Origin of the sequence: Pseudomonas sp. LF-5 (genome assembly GCF_037626295.1) — a bacterium.
Classification (GTDB): Bacteria; Pseudomonadota; Gammaproteobacteria; order Pseudomonadales; family Pseudomonadaceae; genus Aquipseudomonas; species Aquipseudomonas monsensis.
In genome coordinates this window covers 63,036-80,771 of record NZ_JARKMT010000004.1, presented here as the reverse complement: position 1 = coordinate 80,771, position 17,736 = coordinate 63,036, and the positions used below count along the sequence as shown (strand labels likewise).

Genomic DNA, 17,736 nt, shown 5'->3' with positions numbered 1-17,736 from the left:
GGTTGTCTCCCATTTCAACCCGACCAGCCTCGACAGTTGCCCGCAGCAAGTCAAGGAATGGCGAAGAACCGATTGAAACAGTCTGCGACAAGGTCGGCACCGGCCTCGTCGTTCAGGTGCAAATGATGCCCACCCGGCAGCTGTTCCCGGCTAAAGGGTAGACGCTCCAGCAGCGCCGGGTGTCTGGCCAGCATGCCGTCCGCCGCGACCACCAGGTGCGCCGGACACTGGATGCGCTGAACGAATGCCATCGCCTGTTCCTCGGTCAGGCGCAGCGGCGATGGCAGGGTCAGACGATTATCGGTGCGCCAGGTATAACCGCCCGGCACCGGCATCAGCCCTCGTTGCGCCAGCAACTGCGCGGCCTCGCGACTGACCGCCACCAGGCCTTTCATTCGCGCTTCGATGGCCCGGTCGAGGGTGTGGTAGACCGGTTTGCGCTTTTCGCGCAGGTCCAGTTGCGCCTGCAGGGCCATGCCCATGCGCTCGGCGGCATTTTCGCCTTTGTCGGTAGGAGGAATCACCCCGTCAATCAACGCCAGGTGGCTGATGCGTTCCGGCAGCGAACCCGCCAGCACCAGCGAAACAATGGCGCCCATCGAATGCCCGAGCAGGCCGAAGCGCTGCCAGCCCAGTTGTTCGGCCACTTGCAGCACGTCATGGGCATAGTCCCAGAGTGCATAACCGGCGCCGTTCGGACGATGCCCGGAATGGCCGTGCCCGGCCATGTCCAGGGCAATGATGCGCAGGCCTTTGAGCTTCGGGGCCAGCCGCGCGAAGCTGTTGGCGTTGTCGAGCCAGCCATGCAGTGCGATCACCGGCAGACCGTCCTCGGGGCCGAACAAATGCGCCGCCAGCTCGATATGCGGCAGGCTCAGGCGCACTTCTTCGAAGGTCGGGCTCATGCGCAATCCTTGTCCTGACGGGCTTCCCAACGGTTGAACAGGTTCTTCAGCAAGCGTGCGGTGTCTTGCGGGCGCTCAAGCGGGAACATGTGGCCACCGGGCATGCTCAACGCCTCGCCCTGGGCGAGGCGCGACACGAAGCGGGTGTGATGGCGCATGACCACATTGCTCTTGTGCCCGCGCACCACTGCCAGTGGCACCTGCAATTGTCGCGTGCGGCCGGGACTGGTGTGCGGCACGCCGCGATAGATGCTGATTTCGGTGGCCGGATCGAAACGCAGGCGCAGCTTGTCGCCAACCTTGTGCAAACCGTGTTGCAGGTAGGCGTCGAAGCACTCCGGATCGAAACCGCGAAACAGGCTCTTGCCGGCAAAATAGCTGCGCGCGCTGTCGAGATCGGCAAACTCTTCACGACGTCCCAACGTGCGTCCGGCGGGGGTCAGTCTGTCGATGAAACCGAAGCGCTTGGCAGCGCGGATCACCCACTGGTCAGTACGGGTCAATACCGGCGAATCGAGCATGACCACGCCGCGATACAGTTCCGGGCAACGCAGCGCCGCATGCAAGTGCAACACGCCGCCGAAGGAATGGCCCACACCCCACACCGGTTGATCCTGCTGTTGCAAATGGTGGATCAACTCGTCGACCAGGTTGTACCAGTTGTCATCCGCCGGGAAACGCGGGTCATGGGCATGCTGCTCCAGATGCGCGACCCGGTACTCGGGCGCCAGCGCCGCGAACAACTTGCCATAGGTACCCGAGGGGAACCCGTTGGCGTGGGCGAAAAAGATCGGTTGCGACATGCGGGTAAATCCATGAGCGGGAAACGTGGCGTTGATTGTCCGTAAGACCGCGCCTCCCGGCAATGACCGTAACTGCCAGGAATGATGACAGTCTGGTCAGCGTGATGGTGCGTCCGGGAGATCGCTGCCCCCTCACCCCGACCCTCTCTCCCAGGGGGGCGAGGGGTGGGAGCAGATCTTCATGGCTTTCAAAACCGATACTCGACTCGATCTTTCAGGTCGATGGAGAACGTGAAAACCGCACGTCCGGCCCACGGGCCGGGATGAGGGCATCACTGAATAAACCGACTCAACGCGCCGGTGGCTGCTCGCCCAACGGCACCACCGCCATGGTCAACCGCGAAACACAACTGGCCTTGCCTTCATCGCTGGTCAGGCGGATATCCCAGACATGGGTGGTGCGGCCGATATGAATTGGTGTGGCCACCGCCGTCACTCGCCCACTGCGCAAGCCGCGCAAATGGTTGGCGTTGATCTCCAGCCCCACGCAATAAAACTTGCTGGCATCAATGCACAGGTAACTGGCCATCGAGCCGACGGTTTCCGCCAGCACCACCGAGGCGCCGCCATGCAGCAGACCGTAAGGCTGGTGGGTGCGGTGGTCGATGACCATGCTCGCCGTCAGCGATTCCTCGTCGAAGGACTCGAAACGGATATCCAGCACTTCGCCGATGGTGTTTTTCTGGATTGCGTTCAACTGCTCGATGTTCGGAGTGGTGCGCCACAAGGTCATCGCAGGCTTCCTTTGTTATTTTGATCGTCACTCAATCCTGCCACAGCACCGCCTCGCTGCGCTCGCTCCATTCTTCGAAGCGCGCGCCGTAAGTGTCTTCGATGACATTGCGTTTAATTTTCAACGTCGGCGTGAGGAAACCGTTTTCCACCGCCCAACTGTCCTTGACCACCACCAGCCGGCGCAGGCGCTCATGTTTGTCGAGCACCGCGTTGACCTCTTCCAGCAGCTTCTCAAGGCTCGAATGCAGGCTCGCCCGCCCCTCGTCCTGATTGACCGTCGACAACACACACAGGCCCAGCGGCGCACTCAGGCCGTCACCGACCACACACACCTGCTCGATCCGTGAATGCACCGCCAGGCGGTTCTCGATCGGTGCCGGAGCCACGTATTTCCCTTTGCTGGTCTTGAAGATTTCCTTGAGCCGCCCGGTCAGGCGCAAGCGCCCCTCGGCATCCTGCTCGCCCTTGTCGCCGGTGCGCAGAAAGCCGTCCCCGGTCAGGGTTTCAGCGGTTTTCTGCGGCTCCTTGAAATAGCCGAGCATGTTCGCCTGACTGCGCACCTGCACTTCGCCGGACTCATCAATGCGCACCTCGACCTCCGGGCACGGCTTGCCGATCCAGCCCTGTTTGTACTGGCCTGGCAGGCAGATGTGCGAGTAGCCGCAACTCTCGGTCATGCCGTAAACCTCCAGCACCTCGAGGCCGAGCGTCTGATACCAGTCGAGCAGGGACTGCGGCACCGGCGCTGCGCCGGACAACGCCACACGCAAGGCATCCAGCCCCAGCCCCGCGAGCACTTTGTGCCCAACCCGCTTGCCAATGAACGGCAGTCCGAGGAGGAAATCCAGACGTTTGGCCGGGATCTTGCCGTACACACCCATCTGGAATTTGGTCCAGATCCGCGGCACACCGAACATCGCCGTGGGCCGCGCCCGCTGCAGGTCGGTGATGAAGGTGTCGAGGCTCTCGGCAAAGAACACCGTCTGCCCGGTGTAGATCGACGCCAGTTCGACGAACATCCGCTCAGCGACATGGCACAGCGGCAGGTACGACAGCAACCGGTCGTTCTCGTTGAGCCCGAACAGTTGCGTGCCATGAGTCGTGGCAAACCCAAGGTTGGCGAAGCTGTGCATCACGCCCTTGGGCAGGCCGGTGGTGCCGGACGTGTAGATGATCGTTGCCAGTTGCTCGCCAGCAGGGCGCGGATCGTCACGGATCGGCGAGCTCTTTTGCAGGTCGTCCCAAGCGAAATCGAACGCGCCGGGCGGATGCAGCGGCAGGCTGATGGTCGGCAGCCCCTGCGGTATGCCTCGGGACATGCCGGGCCAGTCATCGAGCTTGCCGATGAACGCCAGTACGCTGTCCGAATGCGTGAGAACCTGATTCACGGAGTCGGCGGTGAGGTTGGGATACAGCGGCACCGAGACATGCCCGGCCATCCAGATGGCGAGATCGGCGATGATCCAGTGCGCGCAGTTTTTCGAGATCAGGGCAATATGGCTGCCTTGCGGCAACTCCCGGGCGCGCAGCCAGTGCGCAGCGCACCGGGCCTGATGGCCAACATCGGCCCAGGTCAGGGTCTCGACCTGCCCGCCACCGATGGGCTGTACCAGAAAGCGCTGGCGCGGATGCCGGGCCTCGCGTTCGTAAAACACGTCCAGCGGCAATCGGAAGGCAGCAGACATGCGACTCGCTCCTGTTTTTTGGGTCTGGAGCAAGCGTAGTCAACCAAGCAAGTGCTTGGTTGGAAAATTCAGACAAATAATTTCGTCCGCACGCGGACCCTGCAGGAGTGAGCCTGCAGGGAACGGTGTTATGGGTGCTTGAGGCTGTTAAGCGTCATCGAGCCAATCAGCAGCTCAGGACTTTCCAGCTCGGCCAGCCCCGCGGTGCTGACTTTCTCCGGCGGATACCCGGCGCCATGTTGCAGATAGCTGAGCAGATGGCCCACCAACGGGTTGTGACTGACCAGCAGTACATTGCTGACCGACACCAGTTGCTCGGCGACTTTGTCCGGGTCGGACTCCGGCGTCAGCCATTCGACAGTGCGAATTTCCGGCTCGAAACCCAGCGCCTCGCGAACAATCTGCGCTGTCTGCTGTGCACGCAGATAGGGGCTGGCGTAGATCGCCGTCAGCGGCTGACCGATCAACCGGGCTGCACTCTTCAAGGCTTCCTGACGACCGTGTTCAGTCAGCTCCCGCTCGGAGTCGGGGCGCGAGCCATAAGGCTCGGCCTCACCATGACGCAATACCCAGAGTTTCATAGCTTGGGTTCCTCATCTCGAGCCGGATGCGGTGCCGGTGGCACGGCGTGCGGCGCTTCACCTTCCGGGGTGCGCGGCGTTGGCCAGTCGGCGAATGGCCACGGTTTCTGGTCACTGTGAAAACTGCCGAAACGCCCGATCTGCGCGAGAAACTGACTCAGGCTGTCGCCGAAATTCATCAGGCCGGCGCTTGGAGCGCCATAAATCAAACGATAGATCAGTTGCACCAGCACCACCGCGCCGAGGATGAACTGCGCCACTTGCCAGACCAGCACGTAGACGATCATCCACAGCACCCGCAGGAGGATGGATTCGTACTTGGCTTCGGTTTTCGGATCGTTCATGGTTCGCTTCCTGTTGAATCAGTTGAAACCGCTGGTGGAAATAAAGTCGACGTCGGTTTTCGGCTCGGCACGCATCAGTAGACCGATCACCTGTTCCAGCGTGCGTCCTTCGAACAGGATCGCGTGCAGCCCGGCGACCAGCGGCATGTACACACCGACCTCCTGGGATTTGGCCTTGAGCACTTTCAGGGTATTGACGCCTTCGGCCACCTCGCCCAGACGCGACACCGCTTCGTCGAGGCTCAAGCCCTGGCCGAGGGCGAACCCGACCTGATAGTTGCGGCTCTTGGGCGAGGAGCAGGTGACGATCAAGTCACCGACCCCGGCCAGACCGAGGAAGGTCATCGGGTTGGCGCCCTGATTCACTGCAAACCGGGTCATCTCGGCGAGTGCGCGGGTGATCAGCATGCTCTTGGTGTTCTCGCCCATCTCCAGCGCCACCGCCATGCCGGCAATGATTGCGTAGACGTTTTTCAACGCCCCGCCCAGTTCGACACCAAAGCGGTCGGCACTGGCGTAAACGCGGAAGGTGCGACCGTGCAGCGCGGCTTGCACCTGCTTGCACAAGTCTTCGTCTTCACTGGCGACCACCGTGGCGGTCAGCGCGTGCTCGGCGATTTCCCGCGCCAGGTTCGGCCCGGACAGCACGCCGATGCGCGCCTGCGGGGCGATTTCTTCGAGGATCTGGCTCATCAGCTTGAAGGTCTGGGCTTCGATGCCCTTGGTCAGGCTGACCAGCATCTTGCCGCTCAGGCGCTCGGCGTGGGGGGCCAGCACCGTGCGCAGTGCGCTGGAAGGCAGCGCGACGAAGCACAGTTCGCAGGCGTCGAGGGTTGCCTGCAAGTCGGTGACGGCGGTCACTCCCGGCAGAATCTTGATGCCCTTGAGGTAACGCGGGTTCTCGCGATTGACCCGAATGGCCTCGGCCTGCTCGGGGTCACGCATCCACTGCCGGACTTGATGGCCGTTCTCGGCCAATAGATTGGCCACGGCGGTACCAAAACTTCCGCCTCCCAGGACCGCAATCGGGCGCTGTTCAGTCATATGCAATCCGTTAATCCATACCAGTGGCGATGCCGGCATTATACGGGGCGACCGAGTCGCGGCCAGCCCCTGCGTCAATTACCGACACTTGTAGGAAGAAGACCAATAAAACCTAGGAAAATGCCTGCAACGTGACTGGAAAAGTCGCTGCCCTCGGTTAACATGCGCGCCAATTCTTCGCTATCTAGGTTGTGCCGTGTCTTTTGGCCCTTCGTCTGCGCGTTCGTCGGTGTTACTGGCGCTGTTGTTCAGCCCGGTATTGCTGGCGGACGACCTGTTTCTGGACAACGACGCACTGCCCCAGGTACTGACGGCCACGCGTCTGAAACAGACACCGGCGGAAGTACCGGGCAGCATGACCGTGCTCGACAGCGAACTGATCAACGCCAGCGGCGCCCGCGACATCAGCGAACTGCTGCGTCTGGTGCCGGGGATGATGGTCGGCAACATCAGCGGCAATCAGGCAGCGGTCAATTATCACGGGACCAACGCCACCGAGGCGCGGCGCATGCAGGTGCTGATCGACGGTCGCTCGGTGTACCGCGCCGGTCTCGCCACGGTGGACTGGAGCGATATTCCGGTGGCCATGGAAGACATCGAGCGCATCGAAGTGTTTCGCGGCCCGAACACCGTCAGCTACGGCGCCAATGCGCTGATGGCGGTGGTCAACATCATCACCCGCCACCCCGCCGACAGCCACGGCACGCGGTTGAAGTACACCCGTGGTCAGCGCGGCATCAACGACTTTTATGCCAGTCAGGGCACCGGCTGGAATGGCGGCGATTTGCGTCTGTCGTTGTCCGGGCAGGAAGACGACGGTTTCGACAGCGATCGCAACGGTGCCGATTACCGCGACAGCCGCCGCTTGAACCGCTTCAGCCTCGCGGTCAGCCACACCCTCAGCGACAACCAGAGCCTCGACTGGCAGGTCAACGCCAAGGACGGCACCAACCAGCGGCCCTACACCTACCGCCCGGTGTTCTCGGGGATTACCGCCGCCGGGGACAATTCCGACGTGGTGGCCAAGGATTATGCCGGCTCGGTGCGCTGGAATCTCGACCTCAATCCCGAGCACAGCGTCTATATCCAAGGCTCGGCACAGCATTGGGACCGTCAGCAGGTGTGGCGCGCCTGCGATGCCGAAGTGTCGTTCAGCCCTGAATTGACGCAGTTGTGGCAGCTCAACCCGAACTACACCGAACGTCTGGCGCGCAACATCACCCGTTTCACCGGTCCCGGCGCCGCGCCCGGCACGCCGCAGGAAATGGCCTTGGCCAATCAGGTGCTCGATCAGTGGCGCAACGGTGCCAGTCGCACCCTGTGCGGCGATATCGACCAGAGCGCCCGGGAATCGCGTTACGACCTCGAAGTGCAGGACACCCTCAGCCTGTCCGACAGCCTGCGACTGGTCAGCGGCATGAACTATCGTTACGACCGTGCCGATTCCGAGACCTATTTCAATGGCACACTCGACGACACCACGTGGCGGGCGTTCGGCCAACTGGAGTGGCGCGCGACTGACCACTGGCTGTTGCAGGGCGGCGCGATGTTCGAAGACACGCAACTGATCGGCAGTTCGCTGACGCCGCGCTTTGCGATCAATTACCTGATCAACCCGCGCCACGGCCTGCGCGCGGTGTACTCGGAGGCGATCCGCTCGCCGGACATGTTCGAGAACAATGTGAACTGGAGTTATCTGGTCAAGAATCTACAGCCGTCGGCCTACGGTCAGTCGTCGGCACGCTATTTCGTCAAGACCCGCGGCCCGGGCGACCTCGAACAGGAACACATGCGCTCGCGGGAGCTGGGCTATAACGGCTACTTCGCCGAACTGGGGCTGGCCGTCGATGTGAAGCTGTTCTACGACGAGATCACCGGCATGATCAGCGAACCGCTGCGCAACAACCAATACATTGCCAGCAACGCCAACAGCTCGCGTTTTCGCGGCACGGAAACCCAGCTCGACTGGCGCCTGAGCCTGGCCGACCGTTTGCGCGTCACCTACGCCTATGTCGACGCCGAGGCGAGCAATCCGCTCGATCAGCAATTCACCGCGAGCAACAGCGGTTCCGCCGGCTGGTTACGCGATTGGGGCCACGGCTGGAACAGCGCCCTCTTCTATTACGGCGACAACGCACTCAACGGCTACCGCTTCGAGCGGGTCGACACACGCATCGCCAAACGCATCGCTCTGGGCAAGGCGCACCTGCAACTGGCCGGGGTGCTGCAACAGCGCCTCGATAACCAGCCGACCACCTTCGTCGACAACCATTACGACGAACGCCGGGTGATGTACTTCAGCGCCGAGCTGGAGTTCTAGATGCGCGGCAGCCTGTTTCACAAGACGCCAACCCTAGGCCACTGGCTGGCGGGTTTGTGCCTGTTTTTGACCGCGTGGCTACATGGCGTGGCGGTGCAGGCCGCTGACATTCTGCTGACCGGCGCCGAAGAAAGCGCCGGCGTGCAGGCGTTCGTTCAGGCGCTCAGCGAGTTGCGGCCCACCGATAACGTGCACTTCCAGCCGCTGGCGAGTCTGCCGGCACCGGGTAAATTGCCGTCCAGCCTGCGCCTGATTCTGCTCGACCTGCCCAGCCTCGACTGGCGCCTGCAGGATGCCCAGGGCCCGGCGACGCTGGTGCTGCGCATCAGCCGCCTGCAGGCGCGGCAACGTCTCGGCACTGCGCAACCGCCGCACTTGAGCCTGCTATGGAGCGATCCGCCACTGAGCCGGCAGTTGCAATTGATCCGGCGGATTCTGCCGCAGGCACGGCGCATCGGCGTGCTGTTCGATCAACACAGCGAATTTCTGCTCCACGAGCTGAGCCTGGCCGCACAACCGCTGAATCTGGAAATTGTCAGTCAGCGCTGGGACAACATTCACGACAGTCGCCCGCTGCAATCGGTGCTGAAAAACAGTGACGTGTTGCTGGGGCTCGACGATCCCGACCTGTACAACCCGAAAACCGCGAAAAACCTGCTGCTCAGCAGCTACGCGCGGCAAGTGGCGCTGGTCGGTCCCAACGTCGCCTTCGTCCGCGCCGGCAGCCTCGCCAGCAGTTACAGCGACCAGAACGACTGGCTGACGATCCTCGATCAATTGCTCGACCAGCCACCGGCCAGTTGGCCGCGAACGCTCTATCCCGAACGTTTTAAAGTCTCAAGTAACGCGCAGGTCGCTCGTTCCCTAGGGATCGAACCCTTGAATGATGCGTCTGTTGCCAGAGCACTGGCCGAAGGAGAACGCCGTCCATGATTTTCCGTCGCCGTTGGGACATCAACACCCGCACCCAGTTGATCAGCCTGGGCCCGGCGCTGTTGCTGACTCTACTGTTGATCAGTTTCTTCACCTTCGTGCGTATTCAGGATTTGCGCCAGGAGCTCAATCACACCGGCCAGCTGATCGCCAACCAACTGGCGCCCGCCACCGAATACGGCGTGATCTCCGGCAATAACGAAGTGCTGGAGAGTCTGCTCAAAGCCACCCTGGCCACGCCTAACGTGCGGTTTCTCGAAGTACAGGACAGCGCCAACCGGATTCTGGTGTACGTCGAACAACCGGCCGCCGCCCACAGTCACGCACATCAGGTGGAAGTGTTTCAGGCACCGGTACGCCTGCAACGGATCGCCCTGCACACTGATTTTTTTCAGGATGGCAAAGTCAACAATGGCGGCGCCAGCGAGGACTATCTGGGACGGGTAATCGTCGGGCTGTCCAACGATGCCTTCAGTCAGCGCCAGCAGGAAATCCTCCTCAAGGCCGGGATCCTCGCGCTGTTTGCCCTGCTCTTCACCTTCGTATTGGCGCGGCGCCTGGCCAGCAGCCTGTCGCAGCCGATCCGTGATATCGGCAATGCGGTCAAGGCGATTCAGGACGGCGACTACAAAACCCCGCTGCCGATCGTCGATGACACCGAACTGGGCGCCCTGTCGCAGCACATCAACAACCTCGCCCAAGCGCTGGAACAGGCCAGCCGCGAACAGCAGCAGGCGATGGCGCAACTGATCCAGACCCGCGAGGAAGCGGAAAAGGCCAACACCGCCAAATCCGATTTTCTGGCGATGATGAGCCACGAACTGCGCACACCCATGAACGGCGTGCTGGGCATGTTGCAGTTGCTGGAAACCACCGACATGACCGAGGAGCAGATCGAATATGCCGCCCTTGCGTCGGAGTCCACCGAGCACTTGCTGAAGGTCATCAACGACATCCTCGACTTCTCCCGGATCGAGCGTTCGGAACTGGAGCTGGAGCACATTCCTTTCAATCTTGCCGAACTGATCGGCGCCTGCGCCCAGTCGTTCCAGCACAGTGCGGTGCAGCGTGGTCTGGCATTGAACCTGCGCATCCCCGAGGACATGCGGGCGTTGCAGGTGCAGGGTGATCCGACGCGGATCCGGCAGATTCTGGTCAACCTGGTCGGCAATGCCTTGAAATTCACCGAGCGCGGGCGGGTCAGCATCGAAGCGCAATGGCAGTCGCTGGATCACGAACTGCTCTGGTTCACCTGCTCGGTGCGCGACAGTGGCATCGGCATTTCGGCCGAAAGTCTGGAGCTGATGTTCAACGCTTTCCAGCAGGCCGACAGTTCGATTTCCCGGCGTTACGGTGGCACCGGCCTCGGTCTGCCGATTGCCCGTACCCTGGCCGAACGCATGGGCGGCACCTTGCGCGCGCAGAGTGAGGAAGGTCGTGGTTCGGTGTTCACCCTGGAAATTCCCCTAGCCCTTTATAAGCAGGCGTTGCCGCAACTGGCCGCACCGCGCGCACTGAATGGCAACGACCACGGTGAAGGGCGCAACGTGTTGCTGGTGGAGGACAACCCGGTCAATCAGACGGTGATTGAAGCGATGCTGCGCAGCCTGGGCTTTACTGTCAGTGTGGCAACCGATGGCGTGCAGGCGGTGCGCAGTGCCGAGGGCAGCGAATTCGAAGTAATTTTGATGGATTGTCGCTTACCGATCATCGACGGTTACGAGGCGACCCGGCAGATCCGTTTGCTGCCTGGACGCCGCGAGGTGCCGATCATCGCGTTGACCGCCAACGCCTTGCAGGGCGACCGCGAAACTTGCCTGTCGGCAGGCATGAACGATTATTTGGCCAAACCGTTCAAACGCAATGACCTACAACAGATTCTGCAACGCTGGGTGCAGTAGTGACGGTTTTTCGACCATCTGCGACTGGCGTGAAAAGCGAAAGTGCGGCAGTCTTAGGCACCCGAACAAGCCTCAAAAGGGGCTTGAATAAAAATTTCAGTGCACAAGTGTACATTCATGTCCTTGGTGCTGTGACTTTCACCACAACGCAATAGTCTATGAGTAGGCTGCCGGTACGAGGCATGAACGCGTCGATCGGCCGGGAAGATTTGCCCCACCTGCCGCATGGGATTATTGAGGAGCTCGCATGACCAAACAAAACGCCTTTACTCGGGAAGATCTGCTGCGCTGCAGTCGCGGTGAGCTGTTCGGCCCAGGTAACGCGCAACTGCCCGCCCCGAACATGCTGATGGTGGATCGCATCACCCTGATCAGCGAAGAAGGCGGCAAGTACGGCAAAGGTGAATTGGTCGCCGAGCTGGATATCAACCCTGACCTGTGGTTCTTCGCGTGCCACTTCGAAGGCGATCCGGTGATGCCGGGCTGCCTCGGTCTGGACGCCATGTGGCAACTGGTCGGCTTCTTCCTGGGCTGGCAAGGCCTGCCGGGCCGTGGCCGTGCGCTGGGTTCGGGCGAAGTGAAATTCTTCGGTCAGGTGCTGCCGACCGCCAAGAAAGTCACCTACAACATTCATATCAAACGCGTCCTCAAGGGCAAGCTGAACCTGGCCATCGCCGATGGTTCGGTGACTGTCGACGGTCGCGAAATCTACACCGCCGAAGGCCTTCGCGTCGGCGTTTTCACCTCCACTGACAACTTCTAAGGGTTATTCGCATGCGCCGCGTCGTTATCACTGGTCTGGGCATTGTTTCGTGCCTGGGCAATGACAAAGAGACCGTCTCCGCTAACCTGCGTGCAAGCCGCCCTGGCATCCGGTTCAACCCGGAATATGCTGAAATGGGTCTGCGTAGCCAGGTTTCCGGCTCCATCGACCTCAACCTTGAAGAGCTGATTGATCGCAAGATCTATCGCTTCGTCGGCCACGCTGCGGCTTACGCCTACCTGGCCATGAAAGACGCCATCACTGACTCCGGCCTGACCGAAGAACAAGTGTCCAACCCGCGTACCGGCCTGATCGCCGGTTCGGGTGGTGCGTCGACCCTGAACCAGATGGAAGCGCTGGACATCCTGCGCGAGAAAGGCGTGAAACGCGTTGGCCCATACCGCGTCACGCGGACCATGAGCAGCACCGTTTCCGCGTGCCTGGCCACTCCGTTCAAGATCAAGGGCCTGAACTACTCCATCGCTTCTGCCTGCGCCACCAGTGCTCACTGCATCGGTACCGCCATGGAACAGATCCAGATGGGCAAGCAGGACATCGTCTTCGCCGGTGGCGGTGAAGAAGAGCACTGGAGCCAGTCGTTCCTGTTCGACGCGATGGGCGCCCTGTCCAGCAAGCGTAACGACACCCCGGAACAAGCCTCCCGCGCCTACGACGCCGACCGTGACGGTTTCGTCATCGCTGGCGGTGGCGGCATGGTCGTGGTTGAAGAGCTGGAGCACGCTCTGGCCCGTGGCGCCAAGATCTACGCCGAAATCGTTGGCTACGGCGCAACGTCCGACGGCTACGACATGGTTGCCCCGAGTGGCGAAGGCGCGATCCGTTGCATGCAGATGGCAATGTCCACTGTTGATACGCCAATCGACTACCTGAACACCCACGGCACTTCGACTCCGGTCGGCGACGTCGCGGAAATGAAAGGTGTGCGTGAAGTGTTCGGCGACAAGGCACCAGCGATCAGCTCGACCAAGAGCCTGTCCGGTCACTCCCTGGGCGCCGCCGGCGTTCACGAAGCGATCTACTGCATGCTGATGATGGAAGGCAACTTCATTGCCGGTTCCGCCAACATCGACGAGCTGGACCCTGAAGTGGCCGATCTGCCGGTGCTGACCAAGACCCGCGAAAACGCCACTATCAACACCGTGATGAGCAACAGCTTCGGCTTCGGCGGCACCAACGCCACGCTGGTCCTGAAGCGCTGGGAAGGCAAGTAATTCCCCCCGCTTGAGCCACACCTGAAAACGCCCCGACTGGTTCGGGGCGTTTTTTTGCCTGAAGCAATCAGCCGGCACACCGCTGATCCCTGTGGGAGCTGGCTTGCCAGCGATATCGGAGTGTCAGGTAACGAAGATGTTTGCAGTGCCGACGTCATCGCTGGCAAGCCAGCTCCCACAGGGTTCGAGGGTGCTCTGAAAATGAAACTTCTGTCATGAAACCTTTCGCCCTGCGACCGAATGTCGCGGATTACGCGGGCTGCAGCACTGTTGCAAAAAACGCAACAACACCTTGCGCAAATCAAGCGTTTACTTAGCAAGCTAACAAATCATATAAAAGAGTCCTGCACACGCCTTGCTGCAGATAACTTGAGATTTGGAGCTAGCAGATGACTGTAAAAGTAACTGAACGCGACGATTCACACATGTCCCATGAAGGCGTAGCCGCCGGTGTACGGATCTGGGATGTGCATCAACAAGACTTGCTGGTCGGCATGTTCCACAACGAAATCGACGCCCACAACTACAAGGCCGAACTGGAACTGCAAGAACAGCAGCGGGATCTGAAATCCGCCTGATTCAACCACAGCATTAAAAACGACAAACCCCGCCATGAGCGGGGTTTGTGTTGTTACAGCTTTATCGCTTTACCACATCAGGTCATCAGGGATCTGATAGGCCGCGTACGGATCGTCCTCGGTGCTGACCTCTTCAGTCTGCACATTGAGCTGAACGATGCGTTGCGGGTCGCGCTCCTGGATCTTCAGGGCCGCCTCACGCGGGATCACTTCATACCCACCGCCGTGGTGCACGATCGCCAGCGAACCGTTGCTGAGCTTGTTGCGCATCAGCGTGTTGACCGAAATGCGCTTGACCTTCTTGTCGTCGACGAAGTTGTAGTAATCCTCGGTGTTCAGCTTCGGCAGACGCGAGACTTCGATCAGTTGCTTGACCTGCGCAGCACGGGCCTTGGCCTCGATTTTCTCTTGCTGCTGACGGTTCAGCTCCTGGTCGCGCTTGACCTTCTCGGCCATGGCTTCCTGGGCGGCGCGCTGCTGCGAATCATCCAGTTCGATCTGGCCTTTGTGCGCCAGACGCTGCTGCTTCTGCTTGTCCTTGCTGACCTGTTTGGCCTGCTTTTGGTTGACCAGCCCTGCTTTGAGCAACTGATCGCGAAGGGAAATACTCATGGTGCTTACTCACTTGGGCAGTTGCTCAGCCGCAGCTGGGCACATTCTTTTCCTGGCGTTTGGCTTCGCCCCACAGGGCGTCCAACTCTTCGAGGGTGCAATCTTCCATGGGACGGTGGGTGTCGCGCAATGCCTGTTCGATAAATCGGAAACGTCGTTCGAACTTGGCGTTGGCGCCACGCAACGCCGTTTCCGGATCGACCTTCAGGTGCCGGGCCAGATTGACCACGGAAAACAGCAGGTCGCCGATCTCGTCAGCCACTGCTGCGGGATCATTTTCGGACATGGCTTCGAGAACTTCATCGAGCTCTTCGCGCACCTTGTCCAGCACTGGCAAGGCATCCGGCCAGTCGAAACCGACCTGCCCGGCACGCTTCTGCAGCTTGGCCGAACGTGACAAGGCCGGCAGCGTGGCGGGCACGTCATCGAGCAGTGACAGTTGTTCGGGTGTAACGGATTTCTCGGCGCGCTCTTCGGCCTTGATCGCTTCCCAGCGCTGCTTGACCTGTTCCTCGCTCAGACGCGGCACGTCCAGCGGCGCGTACAGATCACCGGTGGGGAACACGTGTGGGTGACGGCGAATCAGTTTGCGGGTGATGCTGTCGATCACCCCGGCGAATTCAAAGCGCCCTTCTTCCCGGGCCAACTGGCTGTAATAGACGACCTGGAACAACAGATCGCCCAGTTCGCCCTGCAAGTGATCGAAGTCGCCACGCTCAATGGCGTCGGCCACTTCGTAGGCTTCTTCGAGGGTGTGCGGGACGATGGTCGCGTAGGTTTGCTTGATGTCCCACGGGCAACCGTACTGCGGGTCGCGCAGACGGCTCATCAAATGCAGCAGGTCTTCAAGGCTGTACATCATTTATCTCTCACCACAAAACCATGTGGGAGCTGGCTTGCCAGCGATGCAGATACCTCGGTGAATCAGGACAATCGAGGTGATGCAATCGCTGGCAAGCCAGCTCCCACAGTTGATCGGGGTTGGCCATCAAGGCGTGCGGTTACGCCGCGTCTCGATGATGTTCGGCAACTGCGAAATCCGCCCCAGCAAGCGCCCCAGCGCATCCAGCCCGGGGATCTCGATGGTCAGCGACATCAGCGCAGTGTTGTCTTCCTTGTTCGAACGGGTGTTGACCGCCAGCACGTTGATGCGCTCGTTGAGCAGCACCTGCGAGACGTCACGCAGCAGACCGGAACGGTCGTAGGCGCGGATGACGATGTCCACCGGATAGGTGAGCACCGGCACCGGGCCCCAGCTGACCTGGATGATCCGCTCCGGCTCGCGCCCGGCCAGTTGCAGCACCGAGGCACAGTCCTGACGGTGGATGCTCACACCGCGGCCCTGGGTGATGTAACCGACGATCGCATCGCCCGGCAGCGGCTGGCAGCAGCCGGCCATCTGCGTCATCAGGTTGCCGACGCCCTGGATCTGGATATCGCCGCGCTTGCCCGGCTTGTAACCGGTGGCCTTGCGCGGGATCAGCTCCAGCTGTTCGTTGCCGCGTTCCGGCTCGACCAGTTGCTGCGCCAGGTTGACCAGTTGCGCCAGACGCAGGTCACCGGCACCGAGGGCGGCGAACATGTCTTCGGCGGTTTTCATGTTGGCCTTGTCGGCCAGCTTGTCGAAATCCACCGCCGGCAGACCGAGGCGATTGAGCTCGCGTTCGATCAGGGTTTTACCGGCCGCGACGTTCTGGTCACGAGCCTGCAGCTTGAACCAGTGAACAATCTTCGCCCGCGCCCGCGAGGTGGTGACGTAACCAAGGTTCGGGTTCAGCCAGTCGCGGCTCGGCGTACCGTGCTTGCTGGTGATGATCTCGACCTGTTCACCGGTCTGCAGGCTGTAGTTGAGCGGGACGATCCGGCCGTTGATCTTCGCGCCACGGCAGTTATGGCCGATTTCGGTGTGCACGCGGTAGGCGAAGTCCAGCGGCGTTGCGCCCTTCGGCAAGTCGATGGCGTGACCGTCAGGGGTGAAGATGTAGACCCGGTCCGGCTCGATATCGACCCGCAACTGTTCCGCCAGACCACCGATATCGCCCAGTTCTTCGTGCCACTCGAGGACCTGACGCAGCCAGGAGATTTTCTCTTCGTAGTGGTTCGAACCGGATTTGACGTCAGTGCCCTTGTAGCGCCAGTGCGCGCAGACGCCGAGTTCGGCTTCTTCGTGCATCGAATGCGTACGGATCTGGACTTCCAGCACCTTGCCTTCCGGGCCGATCACCGCGGTGTGCAGCGAGCGGTAGCCGTTCTCTTTCGGGTTGGCGATGTAGTCGTCGAACTCTTTCGGGATGTGCCGCCACAGGGTGTGGACGATGCCGAGCGCGGTGTAGCAGTCGCGCATTTCCGGCACCAGCACGCGCACGGCGCGCACGTCGTAGATCTGGCTGAATTCCAGGCCCTTGCGCTGCATTTTGCGCCAGATCGAATAAATGTGTTTGGCCCGGCCACTGATGTCGGCGTCGACGCCGGTGGCCTGCAATTCGTCCTTGAGCTGGGTCATCACGTCGCTGATGAAACGCTCACGGTCCAGCCGCCGCTCATGGAGCAGCTTGGCAATCTGTTTGTATTGGTCGGGTTCCAGGTAACGGAAGGACAAATCCTCCAGTTCCCACTTGATATGACCGATGCCGAGGCGATGCGCGAGCGGCGCATAAATGTCGAAGACTTCCCGGGCGACGCGGTTGCGTTTTTCGTCGTCGGCGGTTTTCACCGCACGGATCGCGCAGGTCCGTTCGGCCAGTTTGATCAGGGCGACGCGCACGTCGTCGACCATCGCGACGAGCATCTTGCGCAGGTTTTCCACCTGCCCTTGCGTGCCCATCACCATCGACTGGCGCGGGCTGAGGCTGGCACTGATGGCCGCCATGCGCTGCACGCCGTCGATCAGCTTGGCCACCACCGGGCCGAAGCGCTGGCTGACGGCCGCGAGCTCGATCTGGCCTTCGCGCACGCCACGGTACAGGACCGCCGCGACCAGCGAATCCTGATCGAGTTTGAGGTCAGCGAGAATTTCGGCGATCTCAAGGCCGGTACTGAAACTGCCGGTGCCTTCGGACCACAGATTCTTCGCGGCGTTGGACTGTTGTTCGGCCTCGCGAGCGAACTCGCAGGCTTCTTTCAAGGCTTCGCGATCCAGTGCCAGATCGACACTGACCGCGTGATCGAGCCAAGCCTCGAGATTGATACTGCCGTCAGTGTTGATCGGCTGGTGTGCTCTCACCTGTACCATCTTGCTTTACCTTCCCTACGACGCAGATTCAATGCGTCAAATCGCTGACCTTCATTGCCCGTTTGCGC

The 17,736-nt window shown here is 61.1% G+C and carries 16 protein-coding genes; 6 read left to right on the top strand and 10 right to left on the bottom strand.

Features of this window, described 5'->3' with window-relative positions; all coding sequences use genetic code 11:
• Positions 1–50 precede the first annotated feature (50 nt).
• The 7 genes from PseuLF5_RS15125 to PseuLF5_RS15095 form a co-directional block, all read right to left on the bottom strand.
• Positions 51–905 carry an alpha/beta hydrolase gene (locus tag PseuLF5_RS15125; protein ID WP_123466876.1) on the bottom strand — a complete coding sequence of 285 codons (855 nt, stop codon included), beginning with the start codon at positions 903–905 and terminating at the stop codon, positions 51–53.
• Positions 902–1,708 (bottom strand): alpha/beta fold hydrolase, encoded by an 807-nt coding sequence (locus PseuLF5_RS15120; RefSeq protein WP_123466878.1) that lies wholly within the window; start codon positions 1,706–1,708, stop codon positions 902–904. The genes PseuLF5_RS15125 and PseuLF5_RS15120 overlap by 4 nt, the downstream gene beginning before the upstream one ends.
• Before the next feature lie 289 nt (positions 1,709–1,997).
• Positions 1,998–2,441, bottom strand: coding sequence for a hotdog fold thioesterase (locus tag PseuLF5_RS15115; protein ID WP_186744970.1), 444 nt, complete (start codon positions 2,439–2,441; stop codon positions 1,998–2,000).
• 31 nt (positions 2,442–2,472) lie between these two features.
• Entirely contained in the window at positions 2,473–4,128 is a 1,656-nt protein-coding gene (locus PseuLF5_RS15110; RefSeq protein ID WP_123466882.1) for an AMP-binding protein, read from the bottom strand.
• Between the two features lie 128 nt (positions 4,129–4,256).
• Positions 4,257–4,709, bottom strand: coding sequence for a phosphohistidine phosphatase SixA (gene sixA / locus PseuLF5_RS15105; RefSeq protein WP_123466884.1), 453 nt, complete (start codon positions 4,707–4,709; stop codon positions 4,257–4,259).
• Entirely contained in the window at positions 4,706–5,053 is a 348-nt protein-coding gene (locus PseuLF5_RS15100) for a DUF4389 domain-containing protein (protein WP_003227139.1), read from the bottom strand. The genes sixA and PseuLF5_RS15100 overlap by 4 nt, the downstream gene beginning before the upstream one ends.
• Before the next feature lie 18 nt (positions 5,054–5,071).
• A complete protein-coding gene (locus tag PseuLF5_RS15095) occupies positions 5,072–6,097 on the bottom strand; it encodes an NAD(P)H-dependent glycerol-3-phosphate dehydrogenase (RefSeq protein ID WP_128613915.1) in 1,026 nt (341 codons plus the stop codon).
• A gap of 196 nt (positions 6,098–6,293) precedes the next feature.
• On the opposite strand from PseuLF5_RS15095, the gene PseuLF5_RS15090 reads away from it, so the two are divergent.
• The 6 genes from PseuLF5_RS15090 to PseuLF5_RS15065 all read left to right on the top strand — a co-directional run bounded on the left by PseuLF5_RS15090 (position 6,294) and on the right by PseuLF5_RS15065 (position 13,824).
• Positions 6,294–8,417: a TonB-dependent receptor plug domain-containing protein gene (locus PseuLF5_RS15090; RefSeq protein ID WP_128613914.1), complete on the top strand. Its 2,124-nt coding sequence runs from the start codon at positions 6,294–6,296 to the stop codon at positions 8,415–8,417.
• Positions 8,418–9,350, top strand: coding sequence for an ABC transporter substrate-binding protein (locus tag PseuLF5_RS15085; RefSeq protein ID WP_123466890.1), 933 nt, complete (start codon positions 8,418–8,420; stop codon positions 9,348–9,350).
• Positions 9,347–11,251 (top strand): ATP-binding protein, encoded by a 1,905-nt coding sequence (locus PseuLF5_RS15080; RefSeq protein ID WP_340133902.1) that lies wholly within the window; start codon positions 9,347–9,349, stop codon positions 11,249–11,251. Before PseuLF5_RS15085 ends, PseuLF5_RS15080 begins: the two co-directional genes overlap by 4 nt.
• Before the next feature lie 247 nt (positions 11,252–11,498).
• Complete coding sequence (gene fabA / locus PseuLF5_RS15075; protein WP_003227150.1) at positions 11,499–12,014, top strand: 3-hydroxyacyl-[acyl-carrier-protein] dehydratase FabA; 516 nt, start codon at positions 11,499–11,501, stop codon at positions 12,012–12,014.
• An 11-nt stretch (positions 12,015–12,025) separates the two neighbouring features.
• Entirely contained in the window at positions 12,026–13,246 is a 1,221-nt protein-coding gene (gene fabB, locus PseuLF5_RS15070; protein ID WP_007968959.1) for a beta-ketoacyl-ACP synthase I, read from the top strand.
• A gap of 389 nt (positions 13,247–13,635) precedes the next feature.
• Positions 13,636–13,824 carry a hypothetical protein gene (locus PseuLF5_RS15065; RefSeq protein ID WP_003227153.1) on the top strand — a complete coding sequence of 63 codons (189 nt, stop codon included), beginning with the start codon at positions 13,636–13,638 and terminating at the stop codon, positions 13,822–13,824.
• 69 nt (positions 13,825–13,893) lie between these two features.
• Here the strand turns inward: PseuLF5_RS15065 and PseuLF5_RS15060 are convergent, their stop codons facing one another.
• The 3 genes from PseuLF5_RS15060 to relA form a co-directional block, all read right to left on the bottom strand.
• The gene (locus PseuLF5_RS15060; protein WP_340133901.1) at positions 13,894–14,436 is read right to left on the bottom strand and encodes a DUF2058 domain-containing protein; all 543 of its coding nucleotides are present in this window, start codon (positions 14,434–14,436) and stop codon (positions 13,894–13,896) included.
• A gap of 25 nt (positions 14,437–14,461) precedes the next feature.
• Positions 14,462–15,295 carry a nucleoside triphosphate pyrophosphohydrolase gene (gene mazG / locus PseuLF5_RS15055; protein WP_123467314.1) on the bottom strand — a complete coding sequence of 278 codons (834 nt, stop codon included), beginning with the start codon at positions 15,293–15,295 and terminating at the stop codon, positions 14,462–14,464.
• A gap of 129 nt (positions 15,296–15,424) precedes the next feature.
• The gene (gene relA / locus PseuLF5_RS15050) at positions 15,425–17,668 is read right to left on the bottom strand and encodes a GTP diphosphokinase (protein ID WP_123466896.1); all 2,244 of its coding nucleotides are present in this window, start codon (positions 17,666–17,668) and stop codon (positions 15,425–15,427) included.
• Between the last annotated feature and the right edge of the window lie 68 nt (positions 17,669–17,736).

Coding starts and splice junctions, on each gene's coding strand:
- relA (WP_123466896.1), bottom strand. CDS start 17,668: ATGGTACAGGTGAGAGCACACCAGCCGATCAACACTGACGGCAGTATC.
- fabA (WP_003227150.1), top strand. CDS start 11,499: ATGACCAAACAAAACGCCTTTACTCGGGAAGATCTGCTGCGCTGCAGT.
- PseuLF5_RS15080 (WP_340133902.1), top strand. CDS start 9,347: ATGATTTTCCGTCGCCGTTGGGACATCAACACCCGCACCCAGTTGATC.
- sixA (WP_123466884.1), bottom strand. CDS start 4,709: ATGAAACTCTGGGTATTGCGTCATGGTGAGGCCGAGCCTTATGGCTCG.
- fabB (WP_007968959.1), top strand. CDS start 12,026: ATGCGCCGCGTCGTTATCACTGGTCTGGGCATTGTTTCGTGCCTGGGC.
- PseuLF5_RS15120 (WP_123466878.1), bottom strand. CDS start 1,708: ATGTCGCAACCGATCTTTTTCGCCCACGCCAACGGGTTCCCCTCGGGT.
- PseuLF5_RS15085 (WP_123466890.1), top strand. CDS start 8,418: ATGCGCGGCAGCCTGTTTCACAAGACGCCAACCCTAGGCCACTGGCTG.
- PseuLF5_RS15065 (WP_003227153.1), top strand. CDS start 13,636: ATGACTGTAAAAGTAACTGAACGCGACGATTCACACATGTCCCATGAA.
- mazG (WP_123467314.1), bottom strand. CDS start 15,295: ATGTACAGCCTTGAAGACCTGCTGCATTTGATGAGCCGTCTGCGCGAC.
- PseuLF5_RS15095 (WP_128613915.1), bottom strand. CDS start 6,097: ATGACTGAACAGCGCCCGATTGCGGTCCTGGGAGGCGGAAGTTTTGGT.
- PseuLF5_RS15060 (WP_340133901.1), bottom strand. CDS start 14,436: ATGAGTATTTCCCTTCGCGATCAGTTGCTCAAAGCAGGGCTGGTCAAC.
- PseuLF5_RS15110 (WP_123466882.1), bottom strand. CDS start 4,128: ATGTCTGCTGCCTTCCGATTGCCGCTGGACGTGTTTTACGAACGCGAG.
- PseuLF5_RS15100 (WP_003227139.1), bottom strand. CDS start 5,053: ATGAACGATCCGAAAACCGAAGCCAAGTACGAATCCATCCTCCTGCGG.
- PseuLF5_RS15125 (WP_123466876.1), bottom strand. CDS start 905: ATGAGCCCGACCTTCGAAGAAGTGCGCCTGAGCCTGCCGCATATCGAG.
- PseuLF5_RS15115 (WP_186744970.1), bottom strand. CDS start 2,441: ATGACCTTGTGGCGCACCACTCCGAACATCGAGCAGTTGAACGCAATC.